17 protein-coding genes are annotated in these 12,167 nt (G+C 40.2%); 5 read left to right on the plus strand and 12 right to left on the minus strand.

Annotated features, from left to right (window positions below):
- Positions 1-115: 115 nt before the first annotated feature.
- The 12 genes from I6E40_RS09720 to I6E40_RS09775 all read right to left on the minus strand — a co-directional run bounded on the left by I6E40_RS09720 (position 116) and on the right by I6E40_RS09775 (position 8,476).
- Complete coding sequence (locus tag I6E40_RS09720) at positions 116-745, minus strand: hypothetical protein (protein ID WP_235386842.1); 630 nt, start codon at positions 743-745, stop codon at positions 116-118.
- 271 nt (positions 746-1,016) lie between these two features.
- Positions 1,017-1,949: a hypothetical protein gene (locus I6E40_RS11030; protein ID WP_317207409.1), complete on the minus strand. Its 933-nt coding sequence runs from the start codon at positions 1,947-1,949 to the stop codon at positions 1,017-1,019.
- Between the two features lie 6 nt (positions 1,950-1,955).
- Positions 1,956-2,933, minus strand: coding sequence for a hypothetical protein (locus tag I6E40_RS09730; RefSeq protein ID WP_235386843.1), 978 nt, complete (start codon positions 2,931-2,933; stop codon positions 1,956-1,958).
- Between the two features lie 45 nt (positions 2,934-2,978).
- The gene (locus I6E40_RS09735; protein ID WP_235386844.1) at positions 2,979-3,176 is read right to left on the minus strand and encodes a helix-turn-helix transcriptional regulator; all 198 of its coding nucleotides are present in this window, start codon (positions 3,174-3,176) and stop codon (positions 2,979-2,981) included.
- Between the two features lie 256 nt (positions 3,177-3,432).
- The gene (locus I6E40_RS09740) at positions 3,433-3,765 is read right to left on the minus strand and encodes a hypothetical protein (RefSeq protein ID WP_235386845.1); all 333 of its coding nucleotides are present in this window, start codon (positions 3,763-3,765) and stop codon (positions 3,433-3,435) included.
- A gap of 107 nt (positions 3,766-3,872) precedes the next feature.
- Complete coding sequence (locus I6E40_RS09745) at positions 3,873-4,475, minus strand: NADAR family protein (RefSeq protein ID WP_235386846.1); 603 nt, start codon at positions 4,473-4,475, stop codon at positions 3,873-3,875.
- Between the two features lie 4 nt (positions 4,476-4,479).
- Positions 4,480-5,040, minus strand: a complete 561-nt coding sequence (locus tag I6E40_RS09750) for a hypothetical protein (protein WP_235386847.1) — start codon at positions 5,038-5,040, stop codon at positions 4,480-4,482.
- Positions 5,041-5,058: 18 nt separating this feature from the next.
- Complete coding sequence (locus I6E40_RS09755; protein ID WP_262910885.1) at positions 5,059-5,790, minus strand: TIGR02452 family protein; 732 nt, start codon at positions 5,788-5,790, stop codon at positions 5,059-5,061.
- Positions 5,791-5,914: 124 nt separating this feature from the next.
- Positions 5,915-6,736 (minus strand): site-2 protease family protein, encoded by an 822-nt coding sequence (locus I6E40_RS09760; RefSeq protein WP_235386849.1) that lies wholly within the window; start codon positions 6,734-6,736, stop codon positions 5,915-5,917.
- Between the two features lie 11 nt (positions 6,737-6,747).
- Complete coding sequence (locus I6E40_RS09765; protein ID WP_235386850.1) at positions 6,748-7,002, minus strand: hypothetical protein; 255 nt, start codon at positions 7,000-7,002, stop codon at positions 6,748-6,750.
- A 209-nt stretch (positions 7,003-7,211) separates the two neighbouring features.
- Complete coding sequence (locus I6E40_RS09770; RefSeq protein WP_235386851.1) at positions 7,212-8,225, minus strand: helix-turn-helix transcriptional regulator; 1,014 nt, start codon at positions 8,223-8,225, stop codon at positions 7,212-7,214.
- A gap of 20 nt (positions 8,226-8,245) precedes the next feature.
- Complete coding sequence (locus I6E40_RS09775; RefSeq protein ID WP_235386852.1) at positions 8,246-8,476, minus strand: helix-turn-helix domain-containing protein; 231 nt, start codon at positions 8,474-8,476, stop codon at positions 8,246-8,248.
- Between the two features lie 406 nt (positions 8,477-8,882).
- Here I6E40_RS09775 and I6E40_RS09780 point away from each other — a divergent pair, with 406 nt between their 5' ends.
- The 5 genes from I6E40_RS09780 (at position 8,883) to I6E40_RS09800 (ending at position 12,123) form a co-directional block, all read left to right on the plus strand.
- Positions 8,883-9,284, plus strand: a complete 402-nt coding sequence (locus I6E40_RS09780; RefSeq protein ID WP_235386853.1) for a 2'-5' RNA ligase family protein — start codon at positions 8,883-8,885, stop codon at positions 9,282-9,284.
- Positions 9,285-9,295: 11 nt separating this feature from the next.
- A complete protein-coding gene (locus I6E40_RS09785) occupies positions 9,296-10,705 on the plus strand; it encodes a DUF2130 domain-containing protein (RefSeq protein WP_235386854.1) in 1,410 nt (469 codons plus the stop codon).
- A 5-nt stretch (positions 10,706-10,710) separates the two neighbouring features.
- On the plus strand, positions 10,711-11,058 hold the full coding sequence (locus I6E40_RS09790) for a hypothetical protein (RefSeq protein WP_235386855.1): 348 nt from the start codon (positions 10,711-10,713) through the stop codon (positions 11,056-11,058).
- Between the two features lie 33 nt (positions 11,059-11,091).
- Entirely contained in the window at positions 11,092-11,526 is a 435-nt protein-coding gene (locus tag I6E40_RS09795; protein ID WP_235386856.1) for a hypothetical protein, read from the plus strand.
- A gap of 123 nt (positions 11,527-11,649) precedes the next feature.
- Entirely contained in the window at positions 11,650-12,123 is a 474-nt protein-coding gene (locus I6E40_RS09800) for a hypothetical protein (RefSeq protein WP_235386857.1), read from the plus strand.
- Positions 12,124-12,167 lie beyond the last annotated feature (44 nt).

Raw genomic sequence — 12,167 nt, forward strand, 5'->3', positions numbered from 1 at the left:
CCCACACAGGCTATTAAATACCAACGATTTCAAAGAACTCTTATTTTATGGCGTCTCGGACGCTGCGTGATTAACCAAATTTCAATGAACTATTGTTATACGGTGATAGTGATTATTAAATGTTACAATAATATCCGATGCCAGTTTGACATTCAAGTTCTGGATTCATAGCTCTGATGTTCATTGCGTCTTTTCTTATTTCGTCCATGGTAATTAAAAATGGATATGAACCAAAATAAAATCTTTCATCACATAAAGTGTGTACTATCTGGCTGTAAATAATATCATAGAGAAAACTGCAAGCAAATTGAAGCTTGTTAAAATTCATTTCAGAATCACTCAAGAAAAGAGAAAGCGCTTTTATATATTGCTCATCGTCCATTATTACATCAAGTGATCGCCTTGTATACTTATTATTATCAAATTCATGTAGAGCGAATTTGTATTTGTAAGATGGATTATCAATATCTATATGTACAATGTCCTGTCCATAAGATAATTCATATAGATCTTCTGGATCTATGAACACCTCATCCAGATGATCAATATAATGGTCTTCTCCGTAATTGTCTTTAAGAGAGCGTATAGCCTTGCATTCATCTTCACTAAAGGGCTGAAGATAAATCACTTCTTTTAAATTATCCTCTGTCAACGCGACAACTTCATAAAAACGCTTACGCTGTTTTGTGCTAACGTAATCAGTTGCTAATTGAGTAAAGTTATTTAGATTAACTGTTCCTTTCATTCTGTTCTGTTTTATATGTTTTTAAATAGCTTTTCTATATGGCAATTTTATAATTCCGCTGCAAAGGTAAACAGCAAAAATGAATTATGCAAGACGTTGATATACTGTAATATAAATACGAAAATCGGTATTATAATAAACATAGGCGCTACCAAAACGGTAGCGCCTATGTTTATTATAATAAAAAAAATTACCTATTAAAATATGTAACCCTAAACAACATCAAAAATCCGTTTTTTTACGCAATTCCGACATTGTTTGATATGAATTCTTAATGATTTATTATGTTCAAGAAGCTCTTTGGCAATACAACATTGTTCATTGCAAGAGCCTCTCTAAATAACGGGGCAATTTGTTGAGGTGAAAATCCTGCAATTCCACATGCTATTGGAGTTACAAGGAATGTGTATTCAATGTGCTGTCGAGCAAAAGATATGAAAGCGCTAACCTTTTCGCTGATATAATCAATACCACCTTCCATGGTAGGTAGAGCATAACACTGACCTGTAAGTCCTTCGCCGACCCCCCATTCTGCACCAAAATGTTTCATTGCGAACGCCGCAGCTCCACCACCGTGCATACCTTTTATGTTACTGCCAAATACGAAGATTTCTTCTGGAGCGAGAGAAGTAACCTTTTCTGGAGTATATTTTTTATCTGGTATTATGCCCTCGCGTACATTTTGTATATGGTAACAGGCAGGATTAATATTAGCTGTCAGAAAAGCCTCTTCCTTTGTTTTGCAATCCTGACATATCCAACTTCTACATAAAAGTGGAATCCATCCATAGTACTCATGGTCGACCAAAATTTCAATTTCCCATGTACCATTTATGGATTCTTCTAATACATATGTGATATTCTGTGCGTTGTTTTTGATTTCGCAATATTTTTCTGTAAGAATGAAAATATTCTTATATCCGAAACATTTTTCATTCGAATACCATGATGCAGTATCAAGAGAGAATGGTGGATAGTACTCACAAATAGTTAATAGAGCCAAATTATTCTTCTCATTTTGGTAAACGCGAATATGATCAGTTCGCGCAAGGTCAGAAAATGTTCTAGTTTCAAAGATCTTCTTACATTTTTGAGGTTTTAATACAGACTGCACATTCAAGAGGTTCTTAGTCCTTTTTAAATCAGGATTTCTCCAGAGCAGGGACATTCCATAACTTTCGATTAATTGCAATTCATTTTCCATTGTATTTCAATCTTTTATAATTACCAATCTATAACTTATCAAGGAAAAATCTATTCCTCCGTATGAAGGTTCTGATGGTAAATGATTCTTTTCATTTCCACTTGCAGTTACTGCACTTGAGTGAGTATAAAGAATCTCAAGTTTCTTGCCATGGTCTTTCAATATGCCTTTCCTGCGAGCCATTTCCCATTGGAAAAAAGTTGGGAATGAGTATTTCTTTCCTGTCATTTCATTAAGACGCTTGAGGAACTCATCACGCATATCATTTCTGAGCTCTCCAACCAAAGGCATTCTATCACGCGTATCAACCTGATCCTCAAACTCCACCAAAGGCTTCACATCTCTTCCCATGACGAAACGCCAAAGTCGCCATGTAATGAGCTCACCTGTTATCTCAAAGTCTAATATAACATCTTCCTCATCTTCGATGTGGTCATAAGCCTCATACGAAACACGAATCTTCCCTCCATGTACATACTCCATCTTTGGAAGTGGATTATCATGCTTGGCACCAGATTTGTCTGCATCATATACGAGTCGGTATAATGCTTTGTTTTCAGGTAAAGCCAACACGTCATTCCAGATATGTGGGATTTTGTATTCTTTTCTCATGTGACATCGTATTGCGCATTTTTCACCTGGAGTCAAATCCAAACCTGATGCTATTGCTATGTTCATGGAACGTTCACCATGTCCACAAAATTCAGTATGTCCTTTGACGTCGCATAGGTCGTGCAGCAGAGTGCAAAGGATTATACTGTCTCGTGAAAGTCCGCTATCCTTGGATAATGCAATTCTGCAAGCACTGAGAGAATGAATCATAAGACCACCCACATAATGATGATGAGAATGGCATTTAGCTGTATAATAGCCACCTTCTTCCATGACCTTTAACAGTCCTTCAATACCTTCTCGCTTGGTGCTTCGAAGTAACTCAATGACTTCTTTTTTGTTGTATTCTATTTGTTCTTTTGTGAGTTTCATATTCGATCAATTGTTAGTCAACTGAATTGACAACGATACACGTGTTTACATATACACAAGCTCGGCAAGTTCAACGTCAAGCAATTTCGCTATCTTTATATAGGTTTCCATCGGAGGTTGACAAACATTAGTGCACCATTTTGAAACAGTCGTAGGAGTACATCCAATCTGTTCAGCCAACCATTTGTTTGTCTTTCTCTTTTCAGCTAAAACAACCTTTATACGGTTTATATTCTTGTCCATTGTTAGAGATTTTTGATTTATTATACAGCGAAGGTAATGCTTATTTCCGAAAAACAAGCATTTACCCCCATTGAATCTTTCAAAATCTCATTTGATTCAACTTTCCCTCACTTTTATATCATCAATTGCAACATTTTGTTAGCAATAAAGTGAATTGAAGTCACTTTCATTTACTACGTATTAGAGTTTATCTCAACCAATACTTCCTTGCCATCATCAACAAAGATTGTGGTGTAATACTTATCGGTGTTGTAACTCAAAAAACATATTGGTGTCGTGTTTTGCCGTCAAGGTCAAAGTTGTGCAGCTCCATTTCTACCAGATCCACGTTTTTCAGAATATCAGGATCTTTCATTTGCGTCTTTACAGAGTCAAGTATCTTTTCACCATGTTCGTTCATCATCGTGTATAATGAGGCGAATACTTGGAGGTCGTTTTCATCCTTCCATCCCTCTGTAATGCTAACCTTCACATTATTCCAACAGAGATACTGAGGAAGTATCATAAACCATCCTCTACTCTTGTTGATACTAACTCCTCTGCCAGTCATCTGACCAATACCAGGAAACACCTTAGTGAAGGTTTGCATACGCTTCTGTCGATTCATTTCAATGACACCAAGTCAGAAATAACGGCATCCTCTAAAAAAATTCTTAAACATACTCATAATATCTATTAGTTTAAAATATCTGTTTGTTATACCTTTATAATATTTATAAACTCCAGCGCATCCTCTGGCAGGTTGTACTCCAAATTGCCGTTGTCGCGCAACTCCATAAGCAATCTTCCAGTAAGGTTTGGGCCGATCCACTTGTCACCATCGTGCTTTGCACTCCATGTGTCAGCAGGTTTCTTTGGGTTTGCTTGCTGCTCTACGATGAATTTACCTTTGCTTCGCTCCAATTCATTACGGAATGCCTCACACTGCTCGTACTTCTTCTGCATGGCAAACTTCAGGGCATCTACTATCATGCTGCCCCAATCGGCACGGCGATGATAAGGCTCATAGCTCTTTGCAGTCATCTTGATATTTGCACTCTTCTTGTTATTAGCAGTAATACCATTCCAAACTCTCTGAACATACTTAGGATCGTTGAACTTCATCATCTGGAAGATATGCTCCGCACTCTTGAACTCCACACCATCAATAGCAATAGGAGTAGCAGCCATATTGCTCAGCACTCCCCATTCTTCATGAGTTGAACAAAATACTGCACACTCGGATGCTTCGTATGTCTGAATTCCATCAAATTGTGGATAGAACTCCTTGATGAAAGGATAAACACTATGCTTATTCATAATTCTAAATCTCTTTTCTATCGGTTAATACCCACTTCTTGCACTTGTTCTCAATATCAATACGTTCACGCTTGATGATGCGCACATTAGCAGCATCAAACACAGCGATGTTCTTCGGACCATCTGGCTTTGTCTGAGCTGTTGGCCATGCGTTATAGAGCACATCAAGGCTGTTGAGCAGTTCTGCCGCAGCCTTTTCTTCTGCAAAACCGGCCTTTTGGGATCCTGTCAGTGTCATGCCTACCCACTTGCGGAACTCCTTGCCCTGAGTCTTCACCTTTTCTGGTGCGCTTACCCCAAGTTTTTCTTCCACCTTATTTAATATAATAGGAGAAACAGGGAGGGCTGATGTAAGGTGATTATCCTCAGTCAAGTCAGGAATCTCTACAGTGTAGAGGTAATGCTCTGGCATTAGTTCTAGGTTACGAGGTTGTGAATAGTGTACAGCCGAGGCTTCCGCCTCTGTCAGGTAAACACCAAAACCAAACTTGATACCGGTACCTTCGCCTGCACCACTAAGGTTAAACTTGTCAAATAAGAACGGTGATCCGTGATATAATATCATAATTGTAATCTTTAGGGGTTATGCGTTTTTGTCTATCACATTCTTGAACGTCTGGTAGTTCCTACCTCGTGAGTTGTGATCTTCGATAATGGCAAAGCGAATGTCTTTGTACCTGCCACGGAACTCATCCTCGTTCAGCACATTGACGAAGAGTTGTGCTATCTGCTCTGATAGATTTCCGAAGTCTCCACATCCCCATGCACCAAGTACAAGAGAATCGTGACCATGCAGAACACCAATGCGATAGATGGTGCGAATCATATTCTTTATTATAGCAACAGCTCGATCTGAAAGTCTTCCGTCAACAAGGATTTGCTCACCTTGTCTCAAAGCACGATTGATATTCATCGCTGCAACAGAGAGGAATGCAGTCTGGTATGGGTCATAGAGCCATTCGTAGTTGCCATCCTTGAAAACTGTAACGTCTGCGGAATAGATACCACCAAAGTTCTCATCCATAGGATAGCCTTGCTGGATAAAGCTTAGGTCATACATGCCATCCTCGTTTGGTTTGATGACCAAATCATACATCTGTCTGTCATACTGATACAATGACATGAAGAGGTTCGAGCGACGTAAGATGCATTCCTCCTGTGTTCTTGCACCATTCATCACACCACCACCAGGGCGATATGCACTTGCCATGTTCAAAATCGCAGGATTCAATCCTTCATCCTGCATATGCTTGCCTACCACAAGGCAGTCATCGTTTTCAGCAGAGAGTTTTGTGTCGAAACCTGCAACATGCAGCTAATCAAGTATAACTTCTTTCTTGTAGAGTTCGCTTTCACCTGGATCGTGGAACCCACCTTCAAAACAATCGGCAATAGTTTCTTGATATATTTGTCTGAGATCAATCATACTTGTGTTATTTTTAAGATGTTATGTAATGGTAAATATTTGACAGGATGTCAAAACTGAGCATTCCTAACAGTAAAACTGTTCCTGAAAGAACGAGTATTATTCTAAGCTTCTCATTAAGAGGCTTTCGTGTAATCAATTCATATAACGAGAATAGACTTTGTGCGCCATCAAGTGGAGGTATTGGTAGTAGGTTGAATAGAAATAATACTAAATTAAAACCTGAAAAACGCCAAAGTAGATTCTTTACCTTTATGTCTGTACTGCTTATTGTTGCACTGGAAGGGAAGAAACGATTTGTATAGGTCTGTTTTCCGTTTTCAAGTAATGAATGATTTTCTATTGAGGAATCTGTCTCGACCTTCTGTGTTTCTGAGGTCTTGACCGGAAGGTAATAAACTACTAAAACGTGGCGATAATCATTCAAACGGCTAATTGTCACCTCCCCAGCCTTCTGCATCACATAGGCATTAGAGTATTGCGATTCGGGAAGTACGTAGTTTCGAGCCCATGCAAACATACATCCATAAGCTAACAGGAGGTTTACAGTTACACCTGCCAGGGAAATGGCAATACGTTTCAAAGGATGTTGGGCAAGAATGCTCCATTTAGGTAGCTCTTTTCCTTCAGGCGTGGCAAAACTCACATAACCTCCTATTGGCAACCAGCCGATACGATACTCCGTTGCATAACGCTTGCCTGTGCTATAAAGGCAGAAACCAGCATCATAGAACAGACAGAATCGTTTCACACGAACTCCGAAGCACTTCGCTATTACGAAATGTCCGAGTTCGTGAAAGATTATTGCCAATGCCAATAGTAAGAGATATACCATGTCAAAGTTTGTTATTTGCTCTTTAGAAACAATTCAATAAGTTCTTTGGTAAGTTCGCCATCAGCAGTCAGTCGTGCTATGCCATCAGCTTTGAACGTCTTCACCTGATGTGGAAGTGGATCTACAACACTACAGTTAATGGCAAAGAGTGGATCAAACTGGTAAGCAGAGTTGATTCGTTCTGCTTCGGCAAACCAAACGAACTTCTCAGGATCGCCCTTGAAATTGAACTCGCCATCCGAGGCAAGGACTTCAAGAGCCTCCATCTGTTGCTCGTCAAGAATTTTGGAGGCACGCTTATTGCTGTTAACTCCTGTCTAACTCAAAGAGTACTTAGAGCCAAGCTTCCTTATCTTGTCTATGATGACAGCCTCTGTAGGACTGAGATTCTTTATGATATTACCTGGTTCAATCATATATGTACACAATTTTGCAGTTTAACGCCGCAAAATTAGATTTGCTCTGTGCAGCCAATCTACACAGTTGAATACATTTTTGATAATTTGTCAACTTTTTCTTTAATTTCTGTTCTAAACCAATCTGGAGAAAGCACTTCAACATGTGAACCGAATGCAAAAATGGATTGTTCCAACTCGCGATTAACACGAACTTTTATCTCCAGAACGCATTGTTCCATATCTACCACTTCTTGTGAAGAGTGAATCGGTTTTGAGACAACGTAAGGAAAACGAGCAGGATCAAACTTTAATCGAACTAACTCAACCTCTGTGTGGTTACTGTCATGAGTAACACCGACTATGTCATTGAAATAAGATTCGTAGTCAACTATTGTATTCTCAACGAAAGGCACATCCGAGTTAGAAAAACGAACTATACGGTCAAGAGCTTTATTCACCATAGTCATTCCATATTCTCCATGGTCTTCCACTCCAAACAAGAACCAACGTGTGTTGTATTGTTTGATATAGTGAGGATGAATGACTGTTGTTTGCTCTTCGCCGTTGTATGGCTGATATACCATCTTTAGAGGTTGATGGTTGATGGTAGCGTCAATCAACTCAGACAGGAAATTCAAACCCTTCAATTGACTGTTTTGTTCAAACGATACTAGTCTTTCTCTGTTTGCTTTAATGCCGAAACGCAATTCCAAGTTTGAAATCACCTCTTCCAACCAACAGTTTTCACCGCTACGATAACGACCAAGCATATCGATAATAGAGCGTAGTTTCTTGATTTCATCTACGCTAAGTTCGTGGTTGAAAATAGAGAAGTTGGGATCGGAATAGCGGTAATAGCACTTACGGCCTTCGATAGGAATGGCTTCTATTGGTGCATCATATACCAAACGGTCACGCATGTGGTTTATGTCGGCTCTGATCTGACGCAAGCTCACTGTTGTACCATAAATATCAAGAAAAGCCTCGTTTACTTTGTCAACGAGTTCTTCTATTTCATATTTGTGATGACGATTGCTAAAGCAGCGGTCGAGTATTTGATAACGCAGAAGCGCATTCTTATTGATAGGCATAACAGGAGGGATAGGAAGAGTTAATCTTGGTTTTTGAGAATTGTTGAATCATCCATGCGTACAAGGTCGCCAATATCACATTTCAATGCCTTTGCAATCTCTATGAGGCTTTCCAAGGTAGGTTGGGATGTGTTCGTTACCCATCTTGAAATAGTGGCAGTATTTTTGTTCAGCATCTCGCCGAGTTCCTTGTTCGAAACCATGCGTTCTGCCATTACTACCTTTATTCGATTCAACGGTTTATTGTCCATATACATTATTTATATAAAAATTATTTGTGCAGAAATACGATTTTTTATTGGAAAAGCCGCTGATTTTTGCGCGAATTCTCATTTTATATGCAAAATAATTGATTATCGCATCAATTTTACTATTCCTTAGTATATTTGCACCTGTTTAAGGACAGAACTTACACCTTTTTAGGTCTAAGAAAAGAAAAATTGAGTCTCTTTGAATATTTCTTTTAACTGTGCAGATAGGCTGCATAATTAGAGTTTAACTTTGCCCCCGAAATCACAAATTAGGATTTGTATGAAGCTAAAAAGTTATCTTGAGATAAAGGTTCCAATCACGTTTGAAGACTCTTGGTTTGTAAAACTAAGAGAGTCTTTGAAGGATATGCCTGTATTTTGGCAAAGGAACTTTTACCATATAACCATGGTATTCATTGACGATACTCAACATCTTGTTGATGTTGAATCCATCATGCAAAAATATCTGGATAGCGCCAAGCCTGTGAGTATTACATTCGACAAGTTGGACGTATTCACTGCAACCAATGGTATGTTGATAGTAAATCTTACTGCTACAGAGATTCCGGAAGACTTCCAGACTTTGGTAGATGATATTCGATGTGACGTTAGTTGCACCAACTCAAACATTCAGTCAGATTTCAAACTACACGTAACTCTGGGACGCATAACAGAGCCAGAGGTAGACATTGATGATGTCGGATTCCTCATTGATGAGATTGACCTCACTCCTTTCACGCTAACTCTGAATGAAGTAGAGTACAGAGAATTTAGAGGTAGAAGTATTTACAAGAACAAGTTACACTAATCATCAGTATTATGAAAGAACTTAAGTGCCCTAACTGTGGACAGGTATTCCAAGTAGATGAAGCTGACTATGCAAGCATCGTTAGCCAGGTTAAGAATGCGGAGTTTGATGCAGAGGTGGATCGTCGCCTTGCAGAACTTCATGAGCGTCATAAGGCAGAGCAGGAACTGGTTACTGCCAAGACGGAACAGTCGTTTCAGAAGCAGCTTAGCAGCAAGGAGTTGGAATTGAGCAACAAGGATGCTGAGATTAGTCGTTTGAAGTCTTCTGCTGAGTCGGAGCTCGCTAAAGTGAAGGGCGAAAAGGATGCCGAAATCGCTCGTCTGAAGAGTCAGTTGGAGAACATTGAGGCTCAGAAGAAGAGTGAGTTGACTCTGGCTCTCGTTGAGAAGGATAAGACCATTGCTCAATTGAAATCTACCATTGAGCAGAGTGATAACAAGATGCAGCTGGCTGTGATGGAAGAGCGTAGCAAGGCTCAACAGGCTGTTCAGCAGAAGGAGAATGAGATTACTCAGTTGCGTACGTCTGTTGAATTGGAGAAGCGTGAGGCACAGATTCATGAGGCTGCTTTGGTAAAGCGTCACGAGGACGAACTTCGCATGAAGCAGGAACAGGTGGATTACTACAAAGACCTGAAGACCAAGATGTCCACCAAGATGGTTGGTGAGACCCTGGAGCAGCATTGCAGCATCGAATTTGAGCAGTACATCCGTCCGATGATGCCTAATTCATACTTTGACAAGGACAATGACGCAAGCGATGGCACTAAAGGCGACTTCATCTTCCGTGACTCAGAGGATGGTACTGAGTATATCTCTATCATGTTCGAGATGAAGAACGAGATGGACACTACTGCCACCAAGCACAAGAACGATGACTTCCTGAAGAAATTGGACGAAGATCGCAAGAAAAAGGGCTGTGAGTTTGCTGTTTTGGTTAGTCTTCTGGAGGCAGAGAATGACCTCTACAACAACGGCATCGTGAACAAGAGTCACCTCTACCCAAAGATGTACGTCATCCGTCCTCAATTCTTTGTCCCTTTCATCAACCTCTTGGTACAGGCTTCAAAGAAGAGCCTCGAATACAAGAAGCAGCTCATCCTGGCGCAAAGCAAGGAGGTGGATGTTACCAACTTTGAGGCTAAAATGGAGGACTTTAAGAACAAGTTCGGTCGCCACTATGAACTTGCCTCAAAGAAGTTCGAGGATGCAGTCAAGCAGATTGATGACACCATTGCTAAGCTGCTGAAGATTAAGGAGAACCTTCTTGGCTCAGAGAACAACCTCCGTCTGGCTCAGCAGGACACCCAAGACCTCACCATCCGTAAGCTCACTTACAAGAACCCAACCATGAAGGCGAAGTTCGATGAAGCACGTCTGGCAGAGGGAAGACAGATTGAAAATAACTCAGAACAATAATACTCATGCTGAATCACATTTCCATTGACGTTACTGATACAAAGGAATGTGCTGTACCACATGACAAGTTCCGCATCAACAAATATACTTTCACTCCAGGGGCTGCTACAGAAGACCTGGTACATAACTCTGTGCCATACATAGATCTTCAGATTTTACGTCCGAGGGATGACGAACAGCGTGGTAAAGCCATTGCTTACTTCAAGGAGCATCACAAGCAACACATCACTTTTGCCGATCGCAAAGAGATACAGCTGTACTTGGGCACATCCCAAGAGGCGTACATCAAAAGTAGTGTGGCTCCTGTAGAGATAAACGAACTGAACAACCTCCTTCCCCAGGCAGCACATTAGTTCAGATTTTATGGTAATAACAAAGAATAATCTATGATTGGCGCACTAATAGGCGATATAGCAGCATGGACGTATGAACATGAACAAGATACGTTCTGGAAGCAACTCATCCCCGATGGAGGAAGAGGTGCAGAACCTTCTGTGTATGGATATGCGCTGATGAAAGCTGCAAGCAAGAATGTTCTTGATGTGCCAGGACAAGATGTAAACTTCATACATACAAGTTCTGAGTGGTCGCCAAAAGAAAGATTCAGATTCTCTGGCCAATGGTTGATGTGGCAATTGATGTGTGCATGGGATGATGACAAGATTACTCCCATTGGAATGCCTTCAGGTCCTTCTATGGAGAAAGAAGATGGCTACGCTCGCATGTTTGTCATGAACCTGATACGCTCGTTAAGAGCAGGTAATACAAAGAGTGAAGCGTATCATTCCGAACAATGTTTTAAGGATCTCAGCAAACACTAGAATTGGCGGCCATGGCTGAAAGCTGATGGTGGTGGTGATGAATACAGCATACTCACACATGTCTTCCGCGTCTGGGATTCGTTCTATAGAGGCTTTTATTTCACTTCGTCACTCCATAATGCAATGAAGTGGGATGGCGACAGGCATTTTATTGCTGCTCTTACAGGAGCATTTGCTGATGCAATGTATGGTTCAGAACAATCCTTTATCAAGAAGAAGTATGCCACGGATGGACAGACCTTTCACTTAAATGATATAACAATGGTTGGCGAAGCTTTTGGTTATCATCATGGATTGATAAGAGAAATGGCTGATATTAGCTTTTCAAATCGAACGTTCTACCCAAAGAATTGTGCTATGACTAATGTTGAGTTGCACAAATGGATAGTTTACACTAATAAGTTTGAGGACTACCGACTTGAAAAGCACGAGAAAGAACAGATTCTAAAGGCAGGTCGTACTGGTTGGGATAATAGATACGGAATCTATCTTGATGATGGATGGCTTTATTGCTATCGTAGCTCTACACTTCTCCTCCGTTTTAGATTAAAACCTGACGAAAGGGGGGCACGGCTCTTTCATTTAAGAATAAGATAGCGACAAAAGCTCCCTTACCCGATTCAGTTTGAATTGGGTAAGTA

The organism is Prevotellamassilia timonensis (assembly GCF_021531665.1).
Taxonomy (GTDB): Bacteria; Bacteroidota; Bacteroidia; order Bacteroidales; family Bacteroidaceae; genus Alloprevotella.

Coding starts and splice junctions, on each gene's coding strand:
- I6E40_RS09740 (WP_235386845.1), bottom strand. CDS start 3,765: ATGCAAACCTTCACTAAGGTGTTTCCTGGTATTGGTCAGATGACTGGC.
- I6E40_RS09795 (WP_235386856.1), top strand. CDS start 11,092: ATGATTGGCGCACTAATAGGCGATATAGCAGCATGGACGTATGAACAT.
- I6E40_RS09745 (WP_235386846.1), bottom strand. CDS start 4,475: ATGAATAAGCATAGTGTTTATCCTTTCATCAAGGAGTTCTATCCACAA.
- I6E40_RS09750 (WP_235386847.1), bottom strand. CDS start 5,040: ATGATATTATATCACGGATCACCGTTCTTATTTGACAAGTTTAACCTT.
- I6E40_RS09775 (WP_235386852.1), bottom strand. CDS start 8,476: ATGGACAATAAACCGTTGAATCGAATAAAGGTAGTAATGGCAGAACGC.
- I6E40_RS09765 (WP_235386850.1), bottom strand. CDS start 7,002: ATGGAGGCTCTTGAAGTCCTTGCCTCGGATGGCGAGTTCAATTTCAAG.
- I6E40_RS09760 (WP_235386849.1), bottom strand. CDS start 6,736: ATGGTATATCTCTTACTATTGGCATTGGCAATAATCTTTCACGAACTC.
- I6E40_RS09770 (WP_235386851.1), bottom strand. CDS start 8,225: ATGCCTATCAATAAGAATGCGCTTCTGCGTTATCAAATACTCGACCGC.
- I6E40_RS09800 (WP_235386857.1), top strand. CDS start 11,650: ATGAAGTGGGATGGCGACAGGCATTTTATTGCTGCTCTTACAGGAGCA.
- I6E40_RS09735 (WP_235386844.1), bottom strand. CDS start 3,176: ATGGACAAGAATATAAACCGTATAAAGGTTGTTTTAGCTGAAAAGAGA.
- I6E40_RS09785 (WP_235386854.1), top strand. CDS start 9,296: ATGAAAGAACTTAAGTGCCCTAACTGTGGACAGGTATTCCAAGTAGAT.
- I6E40_RS09780 (WP_235386853.1), top strand. CDS start 8,883: ATGGTATTCATTGACGATACTCAACATCTTGTTGATGTTGAATCCATC.
- I6E40_RS11030 (WP_317207409.1), bottom strand. CDS start 1,949: ATGGAAAATGAATTGCAATTAATCGAAAGTTATGGAATGTCCCTGCTC.
- I6E40_RS09790 (WP_235386855.1), top strand. CDS start 10,711: ATGCTGAATCACATTTCCATTGACGTTACTGATACAAAGGAATGTGCT.
- I6E40_RS09720 (WP_235386842.1), bottom strand. CDS start 745: ATGAAAGGAACAGTTAATCTAAATAACTTTACTCAATTAGCAACTGAT.
- I6E40_RS09730 (WP_235386843.1), bottom strand. CDS start 2,933: ATGAAACTCACAAAAGAACAAATAGAATACAACAAAAAAGAAGTCATT.